The 23,691-nt window shown below is 71.1% G+C and carries 21 protein-coding genes; 8 read left to right on the plus strand and 13 right to left on the minus strand.

Annotation, left to right across the window (positions count from 1 at the left end):
* Positions 1–84: 84 nt before the first annotated feature.
* Complete coding sequence (locus ABFX50_RS13735) at positions 85–1,683, minus strand: ABC transporter ATP-binding protein (protein ID WP_346146395.1); 1,599 nt, start codon at positions 1,681–1,683, stop codon at positions 85–87.
* The gene (locus ABFX50_RS13740; protein ID WP_346146397.1) at positions 1,680–3,284 is read right to left on the minus strand and encodes an ABC transporter ATP-binding protein/permease; all 1,605 of its coding nucleotides are present in this window, start codon (positions 3,282–3,284) and stop codon (positions 1,680–1,682) included. The genes ABFX50_RS13735 and ABFX50_RS13740 overlap by 4 nt, the downstream gene beginning before the upstream one ends.
* 59 nt (positions 3,285–3,343) lie before the next feature.
* On the opposite strand from ABFX50_RS13740, the gene ABFX50_RS13745 reads away from it, so the two are divergent.
* Genes ABFX50_RS13745 through ABFX50_RS13760 form a run of 4 tightly spaced genes read left to right on the plus strand, consistent with a single transcriptional unit; the run spans position 3,344 to position 6,997 of the window.
* Entirely contained in the window at positions 3,344–4,303 is a 960-nt protein-coding gene (locus ABFX50_RS13745) for an ABC transporter substrate-binding protein (RefSeq protein WP_346146398.1), read from the plus strand.
* Positions 4,300–5,241, plus strand: a complete 942-nt coding sequence (locus tag ABFX50_RS13750; protein ID WP_346146400.1) for a FecCD family ABC transporter permease — start codon at positions 4,300–4,302, stop codon at positions 5,239–5,241. The genes ABFX50_RS13745 and ABFX50_RS13750 overlap by 4 nt, the downstream gene beginning before the upstream one ends.
* A complete protein-coding gene (locus ABFX50_RS13755) occupies positions 5,238–6,185 on the plus strand; it encodes a FecCD family ABC transporter permease (protein WP_346146402.1) in 948 nt (315 codons plus the stop codon). The genes ABFX50_RS13750 and ABFX50_RS13755 overlap by 4 nt, the downstream gene beginning before the upstream one ends.
* Entirely contained in the window at positions 6,182–6,997 is an 816-nt protein-coding gene (locus ABFX50_RS13760; RefSeq protein WP_346127137.1) for an ABC transporter ATP-binding protein, read from the plus strand. The genes ABFX50_RS13755 and ABFX50_RS13760 overlap by 4 nt, the downstream gene beginning before the upstream one ends.
* Here the strand turns inward: ABFX50_RS13760 and ABFX50_RS13765 are convergent.
* From ABFX50_RS13765 to ABFX50_RS13785, 5 genes are all read right to left on the minus strand, one after another.
* On the minus strand, positions 6,964–7,629 hold the full coding sequence (locus ABFX50_RS13765) for an NUDIX hydrolase (RefSeq protein ID WP_183652576.1): 666 nt from the start codon (positions 7,627–7,629) through the stop codon (positions 6,964–6,966). The genes ABFX50_RS13760 and ABFX50_RS13765 overlap by 34 nt on opposite strands.
* A 10-nt stretch (positions 7,630–7,639) precedes the next feature.
* Complete coding sequence (locus tag ABFX50_RS13770) at positions 7,640–9,403, minus strand: DUF4434 domain-containing protein (RefSeq protein ID WP_346146405.1); 1,764 nt, start codon at positions 9,401–9,403, stop codon at positions 7,640–7,642.
* A gap of 43 nt (positions 9,404–9,446) precedes the next feature.
* Entirely contained in the window at positions 9,447–10,535 is a 1,089-nt protein-coding gene (locus ABFX50_RS13775) for a glycosyltransferase (protein WP_183652582.1), read from the minus strand.
* A 19-nt stretch (positions 10,536–10,554) separates the two neighbouring features.
* Positions 10,555–11,817: a nucleotide sugar dehydrogenase gene (locus ABFX50_RS13780; protein WP_183652592.1), complete on the minus strand. Its 1,263-nt coding sequence runs from the start codon at positions 11,815–11,817 to the stop codon at positions 10,555–10,557.
* A gap of 103 nt (positions 11,818–11,920) precedes the next feature.
* Positions 11,921–13,570, minus strand: coding sequence for a glycosyltransferase family 4 protein (locus ABFX50_RS13785; protein WP_346146406.1), 1,650 nt, complete (start codon positions 13,568–13,570; stop codon positions 11,921–11,923).
* A 56-nt stretch (positions 13,571–13,626) separates the two neighbouring features.
* On the opposite strand from ABFX50_RS13785, the gene wecB reads away from it, so the two are divergent.
* The 3 genes from wecB to ABFX50_RS13800 all read left to right on the plus strand — a co-directional run bounded on the left by wecB (position 13,627) and on the right by ABFX50_RS13800 (position 17,690).
* Positions 13,627–14,745, plus strand: a complete 1,119-nt coding sequence (gene wecB, locus ABFX50_RS13790; protein ID WP_183652595.1) for a non-hydrolyzing UDP-N-acetylglucosamine 2-epimerase — start codon at positions 13,627–13,629, stop codon at positions 14,743–14,745.
* Between the two features lie 42 nt (positions 14,746–14,787).
* Entirely contained in the window at positions 14,788–16,818 is a 2,031-nt protein-coding gene (locus ABFX50_RS13795; protein ID WP_346146408.1) for a glycosyltransferase family protein, read from the plus strand.
* A 128-nt stretch (positions 16,819–16,946) separates the two neighbouring features.
* Positions 16,947–17,690 carry a TetR/AcrR family transcriptional regulator gene (locus ABFX50_RS13800; protein WP_346146410.1) on the plus strand — a complete coding sequence of 248 codons (744 nt, stop codon included), beginning with the start codon at positions 16,947–16,949 and terminating at the stop codon, positions 17,688–17,690.
* 33 nt (positions 17,691–17,723) lie between these two features.
* On the opposite strand, the gene ABFX50_RS13805 is transcribed toward ABFX50_RS13800, so the two are convergent.
* A complete protein-coding gene (locus tag ABFX50_RS13805) occupies positions 17,724–18,377 on the minus strand; it encodes a class I SAM-dependent DNA methyltransferase (protein ID WP_346146412.1) in 654 nt (217 codons plus the stop codon).
* Between the two features lie 17 nt (positions 18,378–18,394).
* Positions 18,395–19,126, minus strand: a complete 732-nt coding sequence (locus tag ABFX50_RS13810) for an SDR family NAD(P)-dependent oxidoreductase (RefSeq protein ID WP_346146414.1) — start codon at positions 19,124–19,126, stop codon at positions 18,395–18,397.
* A 100-nt stretch (positions 19,127–19,226) separates the two neighbouring features.
* On the opposite strand from ABFX50_RS13810, the gene ABFX50_RS13815 reads away from it, so the two are divergent.
* On the plus strand, positions 19,227–19,871 hold the full coding sequence (locus tag ABFX50_RS13815; RefSeq protein ID WP_346146416.1) for a TetR/AcrR family transcriptional regulator: 645 nt from the start codon (positions 19,227–19,229) through the stop codon (positions 19,869–19,871).
* Between the two features lie 12 nt (positions 19,872–19,883).
* On the opposite strand, the gene ABFX50_RS13820 is transcribed toward ABFX50_RS13815, so the two are convergent.
* The 4 genes from ABFX50_RS13820 to ABFX50_RS13835 form a co-directional block, all read right to left on the minus strand.
* On the minus strand, positions 19,884–21,014 hold the full coding sequence (locus tag ABFX50_RS13820) for a CU044_5270 family protein (RefSeq protein ID WP_346146418.1): 1,131 nt from the start codon (positions 21,012–21,014) through the stop codon (positions 19,884–19,886).
* Positions 21,011–21,529, minus strand: coding sequence for an RNA polymerase sigma factor (locus ABFX50_RS13825; RefSeq protein WP_312895720.1), 519 nt, complete (start codon positions 21,527–21,529; stop codon positions 21,011–21,013). Before ABFX50_RS13825 ends, ABFX50_RS13820 begins: the two co-directional genes overlap by 4 nt.
* An 88-nt stretch (positions 21,530–21,617) precedes the next feature.
* Positions 21,618–22,811, minus strand: coding sequence for an FAD-dependent monooxygenase (locus tag ABFX50_RS13830; RefSeq protein WP_346146421.1), 1,194 nt, complete (start codon positions 22,809–22,811; stop codon positions 21,618–21,620).
* A gap of 77 nt (positions 22,812–22,888) precedes the next feature.
* Complete coding sequence (locus ABFX50_RS13835; RefSeq protein WP_346146423.1) at positions 22,889–23,476, minus strand: hypothetical protein; 588 nt, start codon at positions 23,474–23,476, stop codon at positions 22,889–22,891.
* Positions 23,477–23,691 lie beyond the last annotated feature (215 nt).

Consider the following 23,691-nt stretch of genomic DNA (forward strand, 5'->3'; position numbering starts at 1 on the left):
ACGTCCCATGCGCCCATACCTTACAACTGCCGCACATCCCTCTCCGGAGCGGCCGTGGCCGGTCTCGTCGGCCCCGATCCACGTTCACTCGAGCCAGTGAGACACCTCCGCGAACGTGCCCTGCGCCACCACCCTGCCGTCGTCGAGGACCACGACGTGGTCCGCGCGCCTGATCGTGGCCGGTCTGTGCGCGATGACCAAGGTCGTACGGCCGGCCGCCGCGACCTCCAGCGCGGAGGCGAGGCGCTCCTCTGTCGAGGTGTCGAGGTTGGCCACGGCCTCGTCCAGGACGAGCACGGGCGCCTCGGTGGCCAGCGCGCGGGCGATGGCGACCCTGGCCCGCTGCCCGCCCGAGAGCGCGACGCCCCGCTCTCCGACGACGGTGCGGGGGTCGATGGGCAGCTGCGCGGTGGCCAGCGGCCCCTCGACGTCTGCCGAGGGCGCGCCGAGCCTGACGTTGTCGGCCACGGTGCCCGCGAACAGGTGCACGTCCTGCGGCACGACCGTCACCAGCGAGGACGCCTGGGCCAGCGGGACGCCGCCGATCGTGATGCGCCCCGCGTCGGGGTCCCAGTAGCGCAGGAGCAGGGAGACGCAGGTCGACTTGCCCGCGCCCGAAGGACCCACCAGCGCCACGGTCCTGCCCTGAGGGATGGTGAAGGAGACACCCTTCAGCACCTCGGGGCCTTCGGGCGTGTAGCGGAAGCGGACGTCCTCGAAGACCACGTCGCCAGGCTCGGCCCTGGCCTCCCGCGAGGGGGTGACGTTCGCGGGGGCGGTGACCAGGGTGTGGACCCTGTCGGCTGAGGCGCGCAGCGAGCCGTACTCCTTGAGCAGCAGCGCCACCTGCGCTGCGGGTGCGAGCGAGCCCGCCGCGAGGACCATGGCGAGGGGGGCGTCGGCGGGCGAGCTCACGGTGAGGGCGACGACGGCCAGGGACGCGGCGGCCGCCGTGGAGAGCAGCACGTCGGTGAGAGCCGCCTCGAGCCCGCCGCGCGCGGCGTTGGCCGTCTGGGCGCGGGCCAGTCGCCTGGTCTTGTCCGCCAGCAGCGCGCGGCGGCGGTCCACGGCGCCGAAGGCGAGGATCTCGCGCAGCCCCTGGACGGTGTCCACCACGTCGGCGTGCAGGTCTGCGGTGGCGGCGCGCATGGCCGAGCCGTGCCGCGAGGAGAAGCGCCGCAGCCACAGCGGGACCGTCAGGACGAGGCAGGCCAGCGGCAGCGTGACGAGCGGCAGCCACGGGTTGATCAGGAAGGCCGCGACGGTGCCCGCCGTCAGCACCACGAAGGAGGTGATGAGCTGGGCGAGGGTGTGGGCGAAGAGCCATTCGAGCGTCTCGATGTCCGACAGCACGACCGCGGACAGGTCGCCGCTGCGGCGGCCGAGCAGCCTGGCGGGGGCGATGCGGGCGATCGCCTCGTACGCCTGCCCGCGCAGCCGCGCCAGCACGAGGTAGGCCAGGTCGTGCGCCACGTAGCTCTCCCACCATGCGGCCGCGGTGGCGAGCAGGACCAGCGCCGCCGGCACGCCGGCCGTCAGTGAACCGTGGCCCACCAGCCACGCGCAGGAGAGGGCGATGCCCCAGAGGGCGAGCTGACTGGTCAGGTTGGCGGCGAGGGTGGACAGGAAGGCCGTGCGGTGGCCGCCCACGGCCCCCGCCAGCCAGCGGATCGAGGGGTTCACGCGGCCCTGCCTTCGGTGATGGCGCCTTCGTCGATCGTGATGGTCTGGTCGGCGTCGCGCACCGTGGCCAGGCGGTGGGCGATGACCAGGCAGGTGCGGCCCTGCCGTACGAGGTTCATGGCCTGCTCGGTGTGGAGGTCGACGTGGGAGGTGGCCTCGTCCAGGACGAGGATGGGCGCGTCGGTCAGCAGGGCGCGGGCGATGGCCAGACGCTGGCGCTGGCCGCCGGAGAGTGTGGCGCCGCGCTCGCCGAGCCGCGTGCCGTACCCGTCGGGCAGGGCGCTGACGAAGTCGTGCGCTCCCGCTCTGCGGGCGGCGTCGACCAGGTCGTCGTCCGTGGCCTGCGGCCTGGCGAGGCGGAGGTTGTCGGCGATGGTGCCGTGGAAGAGGTAGGTGTCCTGCGCGACGACGGCGATGCCGCTCCTGAGCGCGTCGAGGGACAGGTCGCGCAGGTCGACACCGCCGATCGTGATCCGTCCCTCCGAGGGATCGTGGTGACGCTGGAGGAGCGCGGCGAGCGTGGACTTGCCCGCCCCCGACGGGCCGACCAGCGCGAGTGTCTGCCCCTCCTTCACGGTGAACGACACCTCGCTCACCGCCGGCCTCGGCGCGTCCGGATAGGTGAACCCCACCCCCTCGAACCTGATCTCGGGTGAGGAGGGGAACGCCCTGTCGCCTTCGTCGGGCACGGCGGGCCGCGCCCGCAGCAGGCGCTCGATGCCGTCCACGGCCGTGATGCCGAGATAGCCCGCGTGCCAGGCCTCCGACAGCTGCCTGACCGGCCTGAAGCACTCGACGGAGACGAGCAGGATCAGGAACAGGCTCTCCCCTCCGACGAGAATCGCCCCGACCGTGCCCGCCTGGACGAGAAAGGCGCTGATGCCCGTCTCGACCAGGGAGATCCGCAGCTGGCGCATGGTGGTCAGATAGAGGGAGCGGGCGCGGTCCGCGAGCCTCGTCCCCAGCCTGTGGACGGCGCCGAACGCGCGCAGCGTCGCCATCCCCTGCATCGCCTCCAGGTAGTCGGCGGCCAGCTCGGAGAAGGCGGCCCATCGGGCGCGTCCCCTGCGCAGCAGCGTCGCGTCCCAGAGCCTGGGGATGGTGAGCACGCCCGCCACCGCCGCTCCCAGCACGGCGGCGGCCCTCGGCTCGACCGTGAACAGCCAGCCGACCAGCGCGACCGGCACGCAGAAGGTCACCGCGACCTGGGGCAGGTAGCGGCTGAAGTAGGGGTCGAGCCCCTCGACGCCGTCGACCAGCGTCGTCTGCACCTGGCCCGTACGCGTGCCCGCAAGATGCGCGGGGCCCAGCTCGGCCAGCCGTCCGACCAGCCGGTCCCGCAGCCTCGCCCTGACGAGCGCCCCCGCCCGTACGGTGACCAGCTCCCTGGCCCACAGCAACGCGCCGCGCGCCGCGATGACCGCGAAGGCCCACGCCAGCAGCGGGAGCACGGGTTCGCCCGCGACCAGCGCGGCAAGGGCGGCGGCCAGGAGCAACGCCTGCGCGACGTAGGCCCCCGACACCAGGAGCCCCAGCGCCACACATGCGGCGATCGGGCCCTTCACGCTGCCCGCCAGATGGAACAGACGGCGATGAATCATCTCAAACGACTCCTCCGGTAAAGTCATCGCAAATGGTAACCATTTTCAGTGGAGGTGCAATGCGCCGCTGTGCGCTCTTCCTCGTCGCGCTGGCTCTCGCGGCAGGCTGTGGACAGCAGCCGCCGCCCGCGCCGCAGGCGGCCCCCGCCGCGTCGGCAGGCCCCGTCAGCCCCGCCCTGTCGATCACCGACCCGCACGGCAGGACGGTGAAGCTCGAGCGGAAGCCCGTGCGCGTCGTCTGCCTCACGGGCCTCTGCGACGACATGCTGGTGGAGCTCGGCCTCACGCCCACCGCCACGACCACGCCCAAACTGCTGTCGCGGCCCGACTACCTGGGCGCGGAAGGTGCCAAGGTGCCGGTGATCCCCGGCGGCTTCGGCGGCGAGGACGTCGCTGAGATCGCCGAGGCGCGTCCCGACCTGGTGATCGGCCTGGCAGGCGTCCACGACCAGCTCAGGGCCGCGGTGGAGAAGTTCGCCCCGCTGTGGCTGGTGGAGGTCAAGAGCTACGAGGAGTCCATCGGCTACCTGCGCGCCATGGCCACGCTCACCGGCAGGGGCGCCGAGCAGGCAGCCGCCGAACAGCGCTTCAGGGCCAAGGTCGAACAGGGCCGCGCCCGCGCCGAGGCCGCGGGGCTGAAGGACAAGCCCGCCCTGGCGATGTACGGCGGGACCTCCATCGGCGTCAACACCACCGACGACGTGCTCGGCGACTTCCTCTCTGGCTTCTTCTCCTACCCGTGGCCCAGCAAGGGCGGCGGGTTCGAGACCGCGCAGGCCTACAGCATCGAGGAGATCCTGGCCAAGGCGCCGCAGATCATCTTCATCCAGTCGTTCACCTTCGGACCCGACGCCAGGACGGTGACCGACACCTACAGGAACAACCCGGTGTGGAAGCAGGTGCCCGCCGTGGCCTCGGGCAAGGTCTTCGAGGTCCAGCCCGAGCTGTGGGCCTCGGGCAGGGGCACGAGGGCGTTCGGCCTCATCCTCGAAGAGGCGCTGGCCAAGGCGGCGGGGTGACGCACGCCCGGTTGGCGGTCCCCCTCGCGCTCGTGGCGCTCGTGGCCGCCGGGCTCTGTCTCGGCACCCCGCTCGTCTCGCCCCTGCGGGGGCTCAGCGAGCTGGAACAGGTCGTGCTGTGGGAGCTGCGGGTGCCCAGGACGCTGGTCGCCCTGCTGGGCGGCGCCGCCATCGGGGTCGCGGGGCTGCTGCTGCAGGAGTCGCTGCGCAACCCGCTGGCCGTACCGGAGATGATCGGGGTCTCGACGGGCGCCTCTCTCGCGGTGGGTGTCTGCGTGGTGTGGGCGCTGCCCGTGCCGTTCACGCTGTACCCGGTGGTGGGGCTGGCCGGAGCGGCGCTCGGCGGGGTGGTCACACTCGCGGTGGCGAGAACCGGCAGGAGCGCGGGCGCGGTGCTGCTCATCGGCGCGGCGGTGTCGACCGCCATCCAGGCGCTGCTGCTCGCGGTGATGTCGACGGCCGACCGCCTGCAGTACGACATGCTCTTCCGCTACCTCGTCGGCAGCCTCACCGGCGTGATGTGGGAGCAGGCGGGACGGATCCTGCCGTGGTTCGCCGCGGCCGTCCCCCTCGTGCTGCTGTGCGTGCCCGCTCTCGGACTGCTGCGCCTCGGCGACGAGGCCGCCGCCGCGCTCGGCGCGAGGGCGAACCTGGCCAGGCTCGGCGTGCTTGCGGTGGCCGCGCTGCTGATCGGCAGCGTCACCGGCCCCTGCGGGCCGCTGGCCTGGGTCGGGTTCGTGGCGCCGCAGCTGGCCAGGCGGCTGCGTCCGCGCTCCGACGCGCGCGGCTGGCTGCTGTGGGCGGCGGCGCTCGGCGCGGTCGTCACGCTGGCCGCCGACCTGGCGGCCCGCCTGGCGTTCGCGCCGGTGGAGGCGCCGCTGGTCGCGGCGGCCGCCGTGGCGGGCGCGCTGCTGGTGGCGTGGAGGTGGCGCGCGTGAAGGCGACCTACCGGTGGGGCGCCGTGCGGGGCGCGGCCTGGATCGCGCTGCTGCCCGTCGTCGCGGCGGCCCACGTGCTGGCTCCAGGACGCCCGCTCACCGGGGCGCTCAACCAGCGCATCCTGTGGGAGCTCGGAGTGCCGCGCCTGCTGACCGCTCTGCTGGCGGGGGCGGCGCTCGGCGTCGCCGGATACGTCCTGCAGGCCGTGCTCCGCAACCCCATGGCCGCACCCGAGTTCACCGGCGTCAACCCCGGCGCGGTGCTCGGCGTCCTCGCCGCGCTGACCCTCGGGGTGGTGCCCGCCGACTCGGCCGTGGGCGCTCTCCTGGCCGCCGTGGTCGGCGGCGCGCTCGGCGGAGCCGCCTTCGCCTCGATGCGCGACACCGCCAACCTCGTCGTGTACGGCCTGCTCGGCTCGGCGCTGCTGGCCGGCTTCACCACCATGCTGCTGGCCTACCAGCCCGGCAGGTTCGGCAACGCGCTGCGCTGGCTGATCGGCTCGGTCGAGGGCCGCGTGTGGGAGCACCTCTCGGTCGCGTGGTGGTGGATCGCCGGCTGGATCGCGCTGGCCTGGCTCAGCTCGGCGGTGCTCGCCGTGCTGTCGCCCGGCGACGACCACGCCGCCTCGCTCGGCCTGCCACCCGTCGCGGGCCGGGCCGTCGCCCTGACCGTGGCCATCGCGCTGACCGCCGGGGCGGCCTCGCTGGCGGGGGCGATCGCGTTCGTCGGGCTCGTGGTGCCGCATGCCGTACGGCGGCTGCGTGGCGGGGTCCTCACCGCCGCCCTGCTCGGCGGCCTCACGCTGGCGGGCGCCGACGCGCTCGCCCAGTTCGCGGGGCGGGCGCTGGCCGGCACCCAGCGCCTCGGCGTGCCGACGGGCGTGGTCACCGCCCTGGCCGGCGCCGCAGTCCTCGTCTACATCGCGCGCAAGGAGCCCGCATGAGCATCGCCATCGACTCACTCCACTTCTCGTACGGCTCGCAGCCCGTCCTGAACGGCGTCTCACTGACCGTGGAACAGGGCGAGTTCGTCGCGCTCGTCGGCATGAACGGCTGCGGAAAGAGCACCCTGCTCAGGCTGGTGGCCGGGCTGCTCACCCCCTCGTCGGGCTCCATCACGCTCGACGGCGACCCGCTCAGGTCGCTGTCGCGCCGCCAGGTGGCCCGCAGGATGGCGGTCCTCCACCAGACCCTGCCGCCCGTGCCCGGTCTGACCGTCCGGCAGCTGGTCCGCCAGGGCGGCTACGCGCACCGCGGCCCGCTCGGCATGCTCTGGGAGGCCTCCACAGGCGAGACCGACGAGGCGCTCGCCCTGACCGGCGTCGCGCACCTGGCCGACCGCGTGCTCGACACCCTGTCGGGCGGGGAGCGCCAGCGGGTGAGGCTGGCGCTGGCCGTCGCCCAGAACACCCGCGTGCTGCTGCTCGACGAGCCCGCCGCGCACCTGGACGTGCGCCACCAGCTGGAGGTGCTCACTCTGGTGAGAGAGCTGAGGCAGGCCCGCGACCTCACCGTGGTGAGCGTGCTGCACGAGCTCGACCACGCCGCCCGCTTCGCCGAACGCGTCGTCGCGCTGCGCGAGGGCGTCGTGTGGGCCGACGGCGACCCGCGCGAGGTGATGACGCCCGCGCTGCTGGCCGAGGTCTTCGGCGTCGCGGGCAGGGTGGTCGTCGACGAACTGCACGGCACCCCGCGCTGCCTGCCCGACCACGCCCTCAGCGATCACTCCTTGAGCGACCTCAGCATGGGGGGATGAAGGAGTTCGGCCGGGCCCCTGCGGTAGAGCTTGGCCGGGCGGCCGCCGTCGCGGGTGGTGGTCCCGCCGGTCTCGACGAGGAAACCCTCGGCCTTGGTGACCTTGCGGTGGAAGTTTCGCGGGTCGAGGGCGCGGCCCCAGACGATCTCGTAGACACGGCGCAGGTCGGCGACCGTGAACTCCGGCGGGCAGAAGGCCGCCCCCAGCGGGGTGTACTCCAGCTTGGCCCGCGCCCGCTCCACCCCGTCCATCATGATGCGCCGATGATCGAAGGCCATCACCGTCAGCTCGGCGACCGGCACCCACGCCATGTGCGCCTTCTCCGAGGCGGGCAGGTCGGGCGCGAGGCCGAGGTAGGCGACCGACAGGACCCTCTGGCGAGGGTCGCGGTCGGGGTAGCCGTAGGTCTGCAGCTGCTCCAGGTGGACGGGCGCGCCCGGCAGGCCCGCGCGTTCGGCGAGGATGCGGCGGGCGGCGTCGGGCAGGTCCTCGTCGAGCTGGATGAAGCCGCCCGACAGCGACCACCTGCGAAGGAACGGGGGGTTGTCGCGCCGCCACACCAGGGCCGAGAGCGCCTGGCAACGGACGGTGAGCACGACGAGGTCCACGCTGACCGGGACGCTGGGGACCATGTCAGGCACGTTACACGCTGACGCGAACGTGCAGCGGCTCCGTCGCCTCCTTGCCCGCCGGCGAGCGCACCCCCACCTTCACCCAGACCCCGTACGGCACCTGCGACCAGTCGAAGGGCACCCACGCCGTCACGATGCCCTCGGCCATCGCCTCGTTGGGGACGTCGGAGACCGTGATCGGCAGTTCCGACGAGCCGCCGGGCCAGTTCAGCGTGATCGTGCCGCTGTCGAGGTGGTAACCGCGGACCTCGATGCCGTCCTGGCCGGCCGAGCTGGTCCTGATCGCGTCCACCGCGATCGGCCTGTCGACGTCACCCGCGACCTCGTCCTTCAACGCGGGCTCGCCGCAGGTGAAGAAGTCGCTCCACATGTAACTGACGACCTTCTGGACGTAGCGCCCGGTCATGGCGATCGCGGCGTCCAGGCGCGCTTTGTCCGTCTTGCCCCTGGAGCCCTGCGGCTGGCACGGCTGGGTGGCCGAGGGCTCGAAGGACTCGACGTTGGCCCAGAGCTCGACCTCGTAGCCCTCGTCCACGAGCTGGTCGCGGACGACGCTCATCTCCCGGTAGTAGTCGCGGGTCGAGCCATGGTAGGCCGTGCCGTACGTGGTCACGCCGACGAGCGGCTGCAGCCGCTTGTCCACCTCGTCGTCGCGCTGGTCGGGCCAGAACAGGCCGACCTTGCCGGTGCCCCTGCTGTCCTGGGGCGCGATGATGCCGACCCCGGATTTCGCCAGCGCTCTGAAGCCCTCGGCGACCTGCTTGGGCGTCTGGCCGAAGGGCACCCGCTTGCGGGCGTCCATGTAGGGGCTGACCAGAATGGGCTTGCCCGGCAGCTCCTGCTCCACGATGTCGTGCTGCTCGGCGTAGACCTGCAGGGTCGGGTTGTTGACCAGCGTGGCGCCCATCTGCAGCTCGAACGGCTGGTAGAAGCCGCCGAGCGAGGCCCTGTCCTTGAAGCGCGCGCCGTAGTCCTGCATGAGCCTGCGGGTCAGCGTGGTCAGCGTGCCGAGGTGCTCGGGGTTGGCCCTCGTGCTCGCCTTCGGGTCACGAGGGGCCACCGGCAGCGAGGGGAAGACCTGCACGCCGAACGTGTCGCCCAGCTCCAGCAGCTTCTCGAGGCTGTCCTCGGCGGCCGCGGCGATGAGGATCAGGTCGTAGGTGCCGGCCTTGCTGGAGAAGTCACAGGTGGAGTCGTCGGAGCCGTCTGGCGCGGTGATCAGCCGGTAGTAGACGCGCTTGCCCGCCTCGATGGTGCGTTCCATCCCCGGACAGCGGAACAGGCCGGGGCCGAAGTGCTCGTCGGTCCTGTAGACGTAGGTGCGGCCGATCCTGTTGCCGGGGTTGGCCGCCTTCAGGTCCTGCTCGGCCTGGTTCCAGCAGTCCTCGCAGTCGGTGTAGCGGGGATCGACCTCGCCGTCCTTGAGGATCCGGCCGTCGGTGACCGTGCGGTACTGCAGGCCGTAGCCGATCCTGATGACGGTGTCGCCACCGGCCTGGTGGATCTCCTCCAGCTGGTGGCGCCACGTGCACGGGTTGCTCGACGGCGTGATCCAGTAGCCGGTGATCGCGTACTTCTTGACGCCCTGCAGCTCGAAGGTGCCGCAGTCGTCGGTGTACTCCTTGGTCGTCGGCTGGGGCAGGCTCTTGGCCTGCGAGGCCGACGGCGTGGACGGCGTGTCGACCGCGGTCGGCCTGTTGTCGGGCAGGACCACGATCACGGCCGCGATGGCGGCCAGGATCGCCGCCCCCAGGAGCACGGTGAGCCAGCGCACGTTCAGGAACCTACCGCCCTAGTGATCTGCCGCGGATAAACCACTACTTCTTGACGCCCGCCCAGGACTCCAACTGCGAGACGAACCTCCGGGCCGAGTTCGGCCAGTGGTGGTTGGCGCGGGCCGCCGCGTAGCCGCGGGCGCCCATCGCGTGCCGCTCCCTCTGCTCGTCGCGCAGCGACAGGACGGCCTGCGCCACGGCCTTGGGGTCCTCCCAGGCCACGACGATGCCGCTCTCGTACCGCTCGACCAGCTCGACCGCGCGAGGCGAGGGAGTGGTGATCACCGGAATGCCGTGCGCCATGTACTCCACGATCTTCGTGGGCATGGAGTGCCGGTAGTTGGGCTCGTCGTGCAGCAGCGACAGCCCCGCCAGAGCGCCGTCGAGCCGCTTCAGCGCCTCGTCGTTCGGCATGAAGTCGCGCCACTCGAGCACGCCCTCGGCCACCGCCTGGTTGAGCGCGGGCCGCGACTGCGGGTCGGCGTAGCCGATCAGCTCCACCGCCACCCTGTACGGCTGCAGCAGCCTGCCGACCTCGATCGCCTCCTGGACGCCGCGCGCCCGGGAGAGCCAGCCGAGGTAGACCACCCTGTCGTCGCCGGGCGGCGTGACCGAGTCGGGCACCCACGTCTCGTTCGGCACGATGAGGTGGGCGTGCTTGAACCTGCCCGCGTAGGCGGTTTCGGCCAGCAGCAGGTGCAGGTGGCGCTCGGCCGTGCCCTCCAGCATGCGGGCCAGGAAGCGCACGGGCGGACGCAGCAGCGAAGGCAGCCACGGCTTGAGCGAGAGCGTCGCAGGGGTGTCCTCGTGCACGTCCCAGACCACCGGCGGCCTGCGGCGTACGCCCCAGATCGCGAACAGCAGCTCGGGGTCGTGGATGAGCACCAGGTCGACCTTGTCGCGCATGCGCTTGAAGACCTTGCGGGCCGCCCACACGGCCCTCATCCTCTTGCGCTGCGCCGCCCTCGGCAGGTCGACGCCGTTGACCCACGGCCTTGCTACCACGCCGTGGGCGGAGAAGGACGCCGCGTACGTGACCTCATGACCGGCATCCACGAGGGCGCGGATCTGCCGGTGCAGGATCCGGGCGTCCTCGGGGTTATGCACCACCGTCATGACGAGCACGTGCACTGCGCGCAGCCCCCTGTCGCTACAGCCGCTCGACGCGTTCACCCTCGGCGAGCACGCCTCGGGTGTCCAGCACGAGCCTGGCCTTGTCCTCGACCAGGTCGAGGTCGAACGCCGCGTGCTGCTGCAGCAGCAGCGTCACGTCCGCGTTCGACACGGCCTCGGCGAGATCCTCCTCACGCGGCACCGAAGTGCCGTCCACCGACCACTGCTTGACGTGCGGGTCCACGAACGAGAGCTCCGCGCCCAGCTCCAGCAGCGCACGGGCCACGGGCAGGGCGGGGGTCTCGCGCTCGTCGGCGATGTCGGGCTTGTAGGTGACGCCGAGCAGCACCACCTTGGAGCCGTTCACGGCCTTCCTGTGCCGGTTGAGCAGGCGCTGCACGCGGTTGACCACGTACGACGGCATCCGCTCGTTGATCTCCTGCGCCAGCTCGACGAACCTGAACGGGTAGCCGAGCTTGCGAACGGTGTAGGACAGGTAGCCGGGGTCGACGGGGATGCAGTGCCCGCCGACGCCAGGGCCGGGAAGGAACTTCTGGAAGCCGAACGGCTTGGTCGCCGCGGCCTCGATGGCCTCCCAGAGGTCCACGCCGAGCTCGTCGCAGAAGATCGCCATCTCGTTGACGAGGGCGATGTTGACGTGCCGGTAGGTGTTCTCGAGCAGCTTGGCCATCTCGGCCTCGCGGGTGCCGCTGACGGGCACGACCTGCTCGATGAACTGGCCGTAGAAGGCGGTGGCCCTGTCGCGGCAGGCGGTGGTGAAGCCGCCGACGACCTTGGGGGTGTTGCGCAGGCCGTACTTGGGGTTACCGGGGTCGATGCGCTCGGGCGAGAAGGCGAGCTGGAAGTCGACCCCGGCCGTGAGACCCGAGCCCTCCAGCAGCGGCCTGGCCACCTCGTCGGTGGTGCCCGGGTACGTGGTCGACTCCAGGACGACGAGCGTGCCCTTCGTCAGGTTGCGCGCGACGGCCTTGGTGGCGCCCTCGACCGCGGACAGGTCGGGACGGTGGTCCTCGTCCAGCGGGGTCGGCACGCAGATGACGATCGTGTCGCAGGTGGCCAGCACCGACTCCTCGAGCGTCGCGCTGAAGCCGTTGGCCAGCATGTGCTCGAGGTCGGCGTCGGTCAGGTCGTCGATGTAGGACTGGCCGGCGTTGAGCGCGTCGACCTTGCGGGGGTCGACGTCGACGCCGACGACCCGCAGACCAGCCGCCACGGCCTCCTTGGCCAGCGGCATGCCGACGTAACCCAGGCCGATCACTGCCAGGTCGAAATCCGTCACGACATCGCCTTAGAACACTTCATGGTCGCAAAGGTTATCTCAAGTCCACCTAGCTCACGCCTAATGCGACTGAACCCGTCAGAACAGACAGCTATCTCGTAGGTCATCGGTCGGCAATGGACTGGTAAAGGCCACGGTAGGTCTCCGCCACGCGACTCCACGTGCGCTTGGCCGCCACTTCAGCCCGTCCTGCCTCACCCATCTCAGCGCGCCTGGCGGGGTCGTCCCGCAGGTCGGCCAGCGCCTCGGCGAGCGCCTCGGGGTCGCCTGGCGGGACGAGCAGACCCGCGCCGTCGGAGCCGACGAGCTCGGAGAGAGCGGGCAGATCGCTGAGCACGACGGGCTTTCCGAGGGCCATCGCCTCGACGGGTTTCAATGGCGTAACGAGTCGGCAAACGCGCAGATCCTCGCGCGGGCAGGCGAAGATGTCGATCGCCGACTGCGCCTGCAGCGCCTCCTCGGGGCCGACCCTGCCCGGCAGGATCGCGGACTTCAGCCCGAGCTCCTCGACCAGCGCGAGGAGGTTCTCCCTCTCGGTGCCGTCGCCGACGATGAGGACCCTGATCCCCCGGGTCAGCGCGGCGGCCCTGAGCAGGGTCGCGAAGCCCTCGTAGGCCACGATGCTGGACACCGAGCCCACGACGATCTCGCCGGGCTCGATGCCGTATGCGCGCCTGAACGCCTCGCCGTCGTAGTCGGCCGTCAGCAGCGAGTCGTCCACCGCGTTGGGCGCCAGGGTGATCTTCTCGCGCGGCACCCCACGCTCGACGATCTCCTGGGCCATGGTCTCGGCCAGCGTGACGACCGCGTCCGCCTCGCGCATGAGGAAGGCCTCGCGCTCGCGCTGGAGCACGTGGCGCTCGCTGCCGATACGGATCGGGTCGCGCGAGGCCCAGGTCTCCTCGAGGAAGCCGCGCACCTCGTAGACGAACGGCGTGCCGGTGCGCTCGCGCACGGCGTGGGAGATGGAGCCGTTGCGGTGGTCGGTGGCCGCGTGCAGCACCTGCGGCTTCAGCGTGGCGACCAGCTCGGTGACGCGCTCGGCGCCCAGGATGATCCGCCCGCGCGTCTCGAACGGCATCTCCTGCTGTCCGTCGGGCAGCAGCCGGTGATAGGGGATGCCCTCGAGCTCCTCGAAGGGCGCGGCGTCCACGTGCCCCTGCAGCATCGGCCAGCCCCAGCTGGTCACGACGTGCGGGTCGAGCCCCTTCGCCTTCTGCGCGCTCACGATCCTGTGCGTGCGCACCGTGTAACCGGCCTGCGCGTACGGCAGGGCGTTGGTCACCACGTGCAGCACGCGGCCGGCCACCCGCTCGCCGATCGCCACCTTGGGGCGCGGCGGGATCGGCTCAGGGCTGATCGCGGCCAGCTCGCCCCGGTAGTAGGCGGCCCTGCGGTTCACGAACGGGTACTTGGTGTGCGGCTCGAGCACCTCGGCCGCCTCGCTCACCCTGCCCGCGTTCCAGTACGCCTTCGCCTCGTTCCACGGGGCCTTGACCACCCGCATGCTGACCTTGCGCACGGCGCGGCGCACCTTGCGGGCGGCGGGCCAGGCGACCCTGCCCACGACGGGACGCAGCCTCGGCGGAAGAGCGTCCGCCGCTGCCTGCGCGACCCTGACGGGGTCGGATTTCACCTTCGCCGCGACGACGCGGGAGACGATGATGGGGTGCTGGATGAAGCCCTTGAGAAGTCCACCGACTCCGGCCCTTGCCGACTTGGCGGAAACCTTTGGTCTGGCGTCGGATACCACGCGGTGACCGTACCATAGGCAACGTTTTTCCCCTTCCGCTATGAAAGGCGAGGTAGATGAGGGAGAACCCCCTGGTCCTCCATGTCCTCGGCGCCCGTCCCAACTTCGTGAAGGCCGCCCCCGTGGTGCGCGGCCTCGACGAACTGGGCGTGCGGCAGGGCATCATCCACACCGGCCAGCACTACGACGCGCTGATGTCCGACGTCTTCTTCGCCGACCTCGGACTGCCCGAGCCGGTGGCCAACCTCGGAGTCGGATCGGGGACGCACGCCAAGCAGACCGCGGCCCTGCTCGTGGGGCTCGAGGAGGTGGTCGAGGCGCAGGAGCCCGACCTCGTGGTCGTCTACGGCGACGTCAACTCCACGCTGGCGGCCATCCTCGTCTGCGCCAAGCTCGGCATCCCGACCGCCCACGTCGAGGCCGGCCTGCGCTCCTTCGACCGCGGCATGCCGGAGGAGATCAACAGGATCGTCACCGACTCGCTGTCGGACCTGCTCTTCGCCACCTCGCCGGAGGCGCTGTCCTACCTGGCGACCGAGGGCGTGCCCGCCGCCAAGATGCACCTCGTCGGCAACCCGATGATCGACAGCCTCTTCGCCGCGCTGCCCTCGCTCGACTCCTCCAGGCTCGAGGGCATACCCGCTCGCTATGGCGTGGCCACGCTGCACCGCCCCGCGAACGTCGACACGCCCGAGGCCGCCGCCGAGCTGGTCTCCGCGGTCCTCGAGGTCTCTCGTCAGATCCCGCTGGTGGTGCCGATCCACCCCCGTGGGCGCGCCCGCCTGGCCGCGGCCGGCCTCGTGGACGGGCCGGGCGTCAAGGTCGTCGACCCGCTGGGCTACGTCGACTTCCTCTCCCTGGTGAAGGGCGCCGCGCTGGTCGTCACCGACTCGGGCGGCGTGCAGGAGGAGACCACCATGCTCGGCGTGCCGTGCCTCACGGTCAGGCCGAACACCGAGCGGCCCATCACGGTCACCCACGGCACCAACCGGCTCGTGACACCGGCCGCGCTTCCCGCCGCCGCCTCCAAGGCGCTGGCCGACGGGGCCTCGACCCCGGCGGGAGAGCTGCCCGTCCTGTGGGACGGCGCCTCGGGCCCCAGGATCGCGCGGGTGATCGCCGCGTGGTTGAAGGGCGAGAATCTGTCGCCTGCCTCACGAAACGGACGGCTGTAGCCGTACCATGACAGACCTCCTTTGACACGTTAGGGCGAGCGGATGTCTTCAGAAGAGCCGACCTTTCAGCGACTCGGGCCGATCAACTGGCTACCTGAGGATCGCAAGCTCGTCGAACGGTACGAATCGGAGATCAAGGAGCTGCGGCGGCGCCTGGAGATAGCCGAGGCGAAGGCCGAGTACGCCGCCTGGAAGCTCCAGGCCACCCAGGCGAAGCGCTCGTTCAAACTGGGCGAGGCGCTGACCTCGAAGAAGCCCGGCCGTGTGGTCGCCGCCGTGCGCTCACACGAGAAGGCGCCCAAGCCGCCGCAGCCGGTCTCGGAGGTGACCGAGCTCGCGGGCAAGCGGCCGCCGCTGGTCGAGGTGCCCGCGGTGAAGTGGCCGATGGGCCCGATCAACAGGCCCGACCTGAAGGTCGCGGTCATCCTGGACGACTTCTCCAGGATGGCCTTCCGCTACGAGTGGGACCAGATCGAGTTCGGGCTGCGCGACTGGCCGCAGATCTTCGCCGACAAGCGCCCCGACCTGCTGTTCTGCGAGTCGGCCTGGCACGGCAACCAGGGGCGCTGGCGCTACCAGATGACGGGCAGCAACGCGCCGAAGCAGGAGCTGCGCGACCTCGTCGAGTGGTGCCGCGCCGAGGGCATCCCCACGGTCTTCTGGAACAAGGAGGACCCGCCCAACTTCGACTTCTTCATCGACACCGCCAAGCTGTTCGACTTCGTCTTCACGTGCGACGGCGACATGGTGCCGAAATATCGTGAAGTTCTGGGACATGACCGGGTCGACGTGCTGCAGTTCGCCGCCCAGCCGCGCGTCCACAACCCCATCCAGCAGAAGCAGGGCCGCCTGCACGACGTCGTCTTCGCGGGCATGTACTTCCGCGACAAGCACCCCGAGCGGCGCGAGCAGATGGAGACCGTGATCGACCCGATCAGGGAGCTCGGCCTGCACATCTTCGCCCGCAACGGCTCCGTCGACGACAAGTACGCCTGGCCCGAGAAGTACGAGCCGCACATCGTCGGCGAGCTGCCCTACGACCAGATGCTCGCGGCGTACCGGATGTACAAGGTCTTCCTGAACGTCAACTCGGTGCTCGACTCGCCCACCATGTGCGCCCGCCGCGTCTTCGAGCTGTCGGCCTGCGCCACGCCGGTCGTCTCCGGCTGGTCACGCGCCATCGAGGAGACCTTCGGGCCGCTCGTCCCCATCGCCCGCGAGCCCCTCGAGTCCTACAACCAGGTGCTCCACCTGCTCAACAGCCCCGAGCTGCGCGCCCGCATGGGCCACCTCGCCATGCGCGAGGTCTTCGACAAGCACCTGTTCTCCCACCGCGTGGACCAGATCCTCGGTCTGCTCGGCCGTCCCGTCTCGCAGCGGACCCGTTCGATCTCGGTGGTCCTGCCCACCAACCGCGCCGCGCAGCTGGAACACGCGATCTCCTCGGTCGCCAAGCAGATCCACAAGCCGCTCCAGCTCGTCATGGTCCTGCACGGCCTCGACATCGACCCCGTGGTCGTCGCCGACAAGGCGCGCATGGCGGGCATCTCCGACGTCGTGGTCCTGCCCGCCGCCGCCGAGCTCTCGCTCGGCGCCTGCATGAACCTGGGCATCGCGGCCGCCGACGGCGAGCTCATCGCCAAGATGGACGACGACAACCTGTACGGCGAGCACTACCTGTCGGACCTGGCCCGCGCCTTCGACTACTCCGACGCCGAGCTCGTCGGCAAGGGCGCCCACTACACCTACTTCGAGGGCACCAACACCACGATGCTCCGCCTGCCCGGCCTGGAGCACCGCTACACGTGGCTGGTCCAGGGCGGCACGTTCCTCGGCAAGGCCGAGATGTTCACGTCGTACGGCTTCGCCGACATCACGCGAGGCGAGGACACCCACCTCGTCCGCCGCCTGAAGGAGGACAAGGTCAAGATCTACTCGACAGACCGGTTCAACTTCGTCTACTGGCGCAGCGCCGACTCGGCGATGCACACCTGGCAGGCCGACGACATCAAGCTGAACCGCGTCGCCCAGTTCTCCTTCGTCGGCCACCCGGCCGCCCACGTCATGCTCTGACGGCACGAGCGCCTTCTGTCCGTCTCCCTGACCGCTCGACGATGCGCACACTGTACGCATGTCGGAATGATGTACGCAGTCCGCGCACGACGTGCGCTATCGTGGAGGGGACAGAAGAGGAGACCCTCATGCCCGCCAAGAAGCAGCCGATCCCCTCGGTGTGGACGCGACCGCGCCCGCAGAAGCAGCAACCCGCCCTGAGCAGGGCGCAGATCGTGTCGGAGGCCGTCAAGCTGCTCGACGCCGAGGGCATCGAGGCTCTGAGCATGCGGCGTCTGGGCACCCAGCTGGGGGCCGCGGCCACCTCGCTCTACCGGCACGTGGCCAACAAGGACGAGCTGCTCGAACTCGTCGTGGACGAGATCTACGGCGAGGTGGCGGTGCCCGAGGCCGACGACCCCGCGCGGTGGCGGGCTGCCATCAGCGCCTGTGCCCACAGCCTGCGGACGACGGGCCTGCGTCACCCGTGGCTGACGGCCCTGCTCGGCCACGCGGGCCTCGTCTATCTGGGGCCGAACATGATGCGGGTCTCGGACCGGGTGCTGGCCATCCTGAGGAGCGCGGGCTTTCCTCCCGGCGAGGCCGACCAGGCCATCAGCAGCGTCATCGCCTACGTCATCGGCATGACCGGCAGCGAGGCGGCCTTCCTGTCCCTGCTCGCCCGCACCGGCTACACCGAGCAGGAGTGGATCGAGCAGCTGTGGCCCGCGGCCGAGCAGGCGGCGCAGGAGCACGACCGGCTGCGGGAGGAGTTCGCCGTGCAGCGCGGCCAGGATCCGGTGCGGGCCCGCGAGGAGAACTTCGTCTACGGCCTCGACCGGATCCTCGACGGCCTGCAGCTCCGGCTCGACCAGCTGAGCGGGTCCCGCTAGGGAGGAACCCGCCGCCGAGCGAGATCGCCCGGCTCAGCCGGGCTTGCGGACCAGCAGGTAACCCTGGGGCGTCTTCTCGACGGTCCCCTCTTCGGGTTCACGCACCAGACTGGCCCGCACCTCCAGGCCGGCCTTGGCGAGCAGCTCGGCCACCCGGTCGGGCTGCCGCCTGTGGAAGACGAGCGACATCGGACGGCCGAACCCCTCCGTCCTGCGCCCTGACTCGTCGCCGACCTGGAAGACGAGCAGCAGGTGGCCGCCCGGCGCCAGCACCCTGTGGAACTCGGCGAACACCTCGGGCAGCCGCTCGTCGGGGATGTGGATGATCGAGTACATGGCCACGACGCCGCCGAGGGAACCGTCGTCCACGTCGAGGGCGAGCATCGAACCCTCCTCGAACCGCAGCCCCGGATGGGCGGCCCTGGCCACCGCGACCATCTCGGGCGACAGGTCGACGCCGAACGCGGTCAGGCCCAGGCCGTCCAGGTGTGCCGTCACGCGGCCGGGGCCCGACCCGACATCGGCGACGGGCCCTCCTCCTGCCGCTTTCACGAGCTCGGCGAAGGCGGCGAGCATGGCCCTGTCGAGCGGCTTGCTCGCCAGCTCGTCGTGGAAGAGCGCGGCGTAGTCCACCGCCACGGCGTCGTAGGGCGCGCGCGTGTCGCGCTGGAAGCCCGGTTCGGTCACGGCGGAACACCCTAGCCTCACCCGAAGGCGCTGAAAACGACCTCGGGGCGGTCCCTGTCGGCGTACAGCCGCCAGGCCGCGTCGGCGATCTCGTCGGGGTCGAGCGAGGAGACGCCCGCGTCGCCGAACCGCTCGGGGTTCGACTTCACGAACCGGTGGATGTCGCCGCGTTCGATGAGCCCGCCGATGGTGAGGGTGCCCGCGTAGACACCCTGGTCGGCCAGTCCGGCGTGCAGCGTCAGGGCGTAGTTGCGCAGCGCCGCCGAGGAGAGCGCCAGGTTGCCGAGAGGCGGCATCGGCACGACGGCGCTGAGGCCGCCTGCGAACAGCAGCGCGCCCTCACCCCGCTCGATCATGCCGGGCAGCACCTTGGCGACCACGTCGACGGCCGGGTAGACCCAGCTCATCGCCGTCCGCACGTCATCGGAGTCGATGCGGGTGATCGGCGTCGGGTGGGCGTCGGGGTCGAGCGCGCCGGGTCCGTAGTAGAGGAGGTCGATGCCCCCGTGGCGCGCGGCGATGGCGTCGAGGGTGGCGGAGATCAGGTCGCGGTCGCGTACGTCGGCGACGTGCGCCTCGGCCTCGACCCCGGCCTCCGCCAGCGACTTGACGTATCCGGCGTGGCGGACGTCGCTGCGGGAGACCAGGGCCACGGTGTAGCCCTCACGGCCGACGCGATGCGCGACGGACACGCCGAGCCCCGGTCCTGCTCCGATGACGACGGCGGTCCTGCGGGAGGAAACGGACATGGCACTGCCCTCCGAGTCGATAAGTCGAGATGACCCTCAAGTTATCGAGACGGTATCATGAAGCTGAGGCTTCCCTCGACTTAGGTGGAGTGACGACAGGGTGACAGGAACCAGGCCGTTGCGGGCCGACGCGGTGCGCAATCGCGACAAGCTGCTGGTCGCGGCCACCCAGGTGTTCGGCGAGCGCGGCATCGACGCGCCGCTCGAGGAGATCGCCCGCAGGGCGGGCGTCAGCATCGGCACGCTCTACAACCACTTCCCGACCAGGCAGGCGTTCTTCGACGCGATCTTCCCCGAGCGGCTGGCCGCCCTCGACAGGATGGCCGCGCAGGCCCTGGCCGACCCCGACCCCTGGAACGGGTTCGTCGGCTTCCTCCATGCGCTGTTCGCGCTCCAGGCGCAGGATCACGGGCTCAACGACGCGCTCGCCCGGCGCTTCCCCGTGACCGGCGAGGCGAACGACGCCTGCCACAGCGGGCTCACGCAGCTCGACCGGATCATCGAGCGAGCCAAGGAGAGCGGGCAGCTGCGCGACGACTTCGAGCCGCAGGACCTGGCCACCCTGGTATGGGCGATGTCCCAGGTCATCAGGGAGGCGATGGAGGCCGCGCCGCAGGCCTGGCGCCGGTGCCTGGCCTTCTTCCTCGACGGCCTGCGCGCGGGCGCCGCTCATCCCATCGCGGTGCCCGCCCTGACGACGGTCCAGCTCGCCGAGGTCACGCGGGCCTCGGCGAACCGGACGTGAAGCGGGCCCCCTTCACCGCTCCCTGGTGTCGCTCCAGCCCGCCTCGACGACGGCGCTCGAGCTCGAGACCGTGCCGGGCGCCAGGCCGGCCCAGAGCCCGCCGGGCCTGACCACGACGCTCTCCCTGCCGAGCGCCCTGCCGCTCTCCTCATCGATGATCAGCCGGTCTTGCACGACGCCACGGCTGGTGTCGGCGTTGTTCACCTTCACGTCGGTCTCGATGGAGACGGCCGTGCCCTTCCTGCCCTGGGAGTCGGTGACCGTGCCGACCGAGGTCACGGACGGCAGTGCGGCCAGCATCCTGAAAGCGGCCCCGCGCACCTTGGCGCTGACCGGCATGTCGGTGATCAGGCCCGCGCTCACCCTGAACAGCCAGGCGTCCTCGCCCATGGGCCGGTCACCCTCGGTGTCCTTGCCCTCGTAGTGCTCCAGCAGCCAGGCCTTGAGCCCCGCCTCGTCCTCGGGCAGCGAGGCGAGGTCGGCGAGGGTGACGTTGCGGCCGAGCCAGTAGGCGTACCTGCTCTTGTGGTGGCCGGTGTGCGGCTTGCCCGCCTCCGTCGTGACAAGCCTCATCCCGCCCTTCTTGCCCGGCACCGGGATCTCGACCTCCTTGGGCGAGCCTGCCGCCTCCCACCTGGCCCTGTCCTCGTCCGTGGCCGGCTCCGCGGCGAGGGTCCTCATCTCGGACCACTGCTCGCCGGCGGTGACCCAGGTGCGGATGCGCTGCTCCTGCGCCATCACGTAGCCGGCGCTCGCGACGAACAGCATCCTGTCGACCGACTCGGTGTGCCAGAACCTGCCCGTCGTGGCCGGCTCCCGCTCCGCGCGGGAGGCCGCGACGAGCAGCACCTCCTGCGCCGACAGCCTGACCGTCTCGCCGGCCTTCGGCTGGGTGAGCGCCTGCGAGGGCGCGCGCGGCGCGGTGCCGCCGCCCGTCCCCGCCGTGAGCACGGCGAAGGCCGTGACGACGGCCGCCGCGCCCGCGAGGCTCAGCCCCCACACCGGACGCAGGTTCCTGCGCCGCCTGGCGGGCCTGCCCTGCGCCATGGCGTGGGCCAGCTCGGCGCGCCTGGTCTCCTCGTCCACGGGACCGTCGCCCAGGTGGGCGGGGCGGGCGGCGCGCAGTTCGTCGATCGGGTTCATGACCACTCCTCCTTGAGTCCGATCCTGGACATGGCTGGGGCGGTGGGCTCCATCTCCTGCTGGAGGCGCTTGCGCGCCCGGTGCAGCCGCACCTTGAACGCGGGCACCGAACAGCCGACGACCCTGGCCGCGTCACGCGAGGAGAGCCCCTGCCAGGCGACCAGGATGAGCAGCTCGCGCTCGTCCTGGGTCAGCCTGGCCATGGCCCTGAGGACTCCCAGTCGCTCGGCCACCTGGTCGGCGACGTCGCCCACGACCCATTCGCGCAGCTCCCTGGCGAGACCCTCACGCCGCGCCTCCTCCCTGACGGAGTCGCGCAGCACGTTCCTGGCGATCCCCAGCAGGTACGGCAGGGCGTTGCCGGGCACCTGGTCGAGCTTGCGCCAGGCGATGGCGAACGTCTCGCTCACCACCTCGTCGGCGACCTGCCGTCCGGCGCGGGCGACCACGTAGGCCCACACTCGCTGACGGCATTCGTCGTACATGGTGGTGAATCGTTCTCGCTCATCCGTCACCGCCCCAACTCCTCATGTCCCGGTGTTCGTTGACATGGAGAAGTGGTCCGAGACCTCTGAAAGTTACAGAGCCGCCCGACCTGCTTTCTCACACCGTCGCGGGGAAGCGGTAGTCCTTGAGCTTGATGGAGTTGGCGGCCTTGGTGCTCAGCTTGTCGAGGACTCCGATGAGGAAGCTCGACGCGAGGATCTTGTAGACGCGGTTGCGGCGGCGCACGTTCTTCGGCGCGAAGAACCCGCCCGCGCCCTCGGCGACCCGCTGGCAGGCCCTGGCGTAGCCGCGGATCCGCTCCTCGTAGCGGGCGAAGGCGACCTCGTGGTCGCCTCCAGCCTCGGCGAGCTCTCCCGCCAGGACGTAGGCGGCGATGAGCGACATGCCCGCGCCCATGCCTCCCATGGTCGCCCCGTAACCCGCGTCGCCGATGAGGGCGACGCGGCCCCTGGTGTAGGCGTCCATGTGGATCTGGCTGATCGAGTCGAAGTAGAAGCTGCCCGAGCTCTCCAGGTGGGCGAAGAGCTCGGGCAGCTCCCAGCCCGCCCCCTCGTACGCCTCGGCGAGCAGCCGCTTCTGTGTGTCGAGGTCGCGGTGGTGGTAGTCGAGGGAGCCCGAGGCGAAGACGCACCCCACGGTGACGGAACCGCTGTCGTGCTCCGAGGGGGAGACGAGCGCGCCCCGGCCGGGCTCGCTGTACATCAGCGCCCTGCCGCCGAGACCGAGGTGGTTGGGCGCGTCGAAGAGCCCGACGTAGTAGCCCGACGACTTCAGGAACCGCGACTCCTCGCCGAAGGCGAGGCCGCGCACGTTGGAGTGCAGGCCGTCGGCGCCGATCACCAGGTCGAACCCGCGCCTGGCGCCGCTGTCGAAGACGACGTCCACGCCGTCGGAGCTCTCGGTCATGGCGGCGATGGAGTCGCCGAAGACGTACTCGGCGCTCTCCCTGGTCAGGTCGTAGAGCAGGCGGGAGAGGTCGCCACGGGTGATCTCCACGGCGCCGCCGGTGAAGGAGGCCGGCAGGCGGACCTGCTCGGCGCCGTCGGCGTCGATGAGGACCAGCGGCCCTGGCTCGGTCCTGCGCCTGCCGACCTCCTCGAGGATCCCCATCCGCTCCAGCATCGTCAGGTGCGCCTCGCCCCGGAAGTCGACCGCCTGGCCGCCCTTCCGCAGCGCCGGGGCCCGCTCGACGACGGTGACGGCGTGGCCGGACCTGATGAGCCAGTACGCCATGGCGGGCCCCGCGAGACCGGCGCCGGAGATCAACACGTGCTTGGTGGTGGTCGTCATGGGGGAAGGTTCGCCCTGCCCGCTGACGGGCCACGCACCGCGCACGCACCCGGCCGGTGAGCGTCATGCGCCGCGCGTCAACGCGGCGTCCTCGTCGCCCGTTCGAGCCGTTCGTATGCCTTGCGGCTCTGCTCGGCCAGCCCGGCCTCCTTCACCTCTCGCGCCACCACGAGCAGGCTCATCACCACCCTTCCTCGCATGACCGCCACCGATCCGACCTCCAGGCGCTGTCCGCCGCCCGAGACCGCCGTGACGTAGGCGCGCGACCGGTCACCGAGCGGCGGCAGGTCGATCTGCCTGGTGGTGTAGGTGACCCGCTGGCCGTCCACCACCGCCCTGTACGACGCGCACCTGCCCGGCAACTCGGCGGGGAAGGCGGCGGGCAGTTCGACCAGGGCCTGGGTGACGGAGCCCGCGTCCGAGCTGTAGGCCACGACCGCCGCGGGGGCCGAGCGCACCTCGGGGGCGGCGGCGTCGAGCGCCGGGGTGGTGGCGCAGGAGGAAGAGCGGCGCGTCGCCGCCGGCCCCGCCCCGGCGCGGAGCGTGCCGTACGGGCCCGACTCGGGACCGTAGGCGACGCGCATGCCGGCAGGCGCGGGAAGGAGGGCGGCGCCGAGACCGGGAGCGGGCACAGGAGCGGAGGAAGGCGCGGCCTTTTCTGTCACCGCACATCCTGAAATGAGCGCCACCACCGTACATACTCCGGAAACCGCCTTGAACATGCTCTCTCCCTTTCTCTGACTCCCCTCCTTTCTAGGGCAACGGGCCTGGTCATCCACGATGGTCAGCGGAACGTTCCCGTTCACGAATAGCGCGGCAAATGTTTATCGAAGCACTGCGCGCCCCAAGGCGGCATTTCCGGCCGCTGGTGATGATCACG

The organism is Nonomuraea recticatena (genome assembly GCF_039533245.1).
Lineage (GTDB): Bacteria > Actinomycetota > Actinomycetes > Streptosporangiales > Streptosporangiaceae > Nonomuraea > Nonomuraea roseola.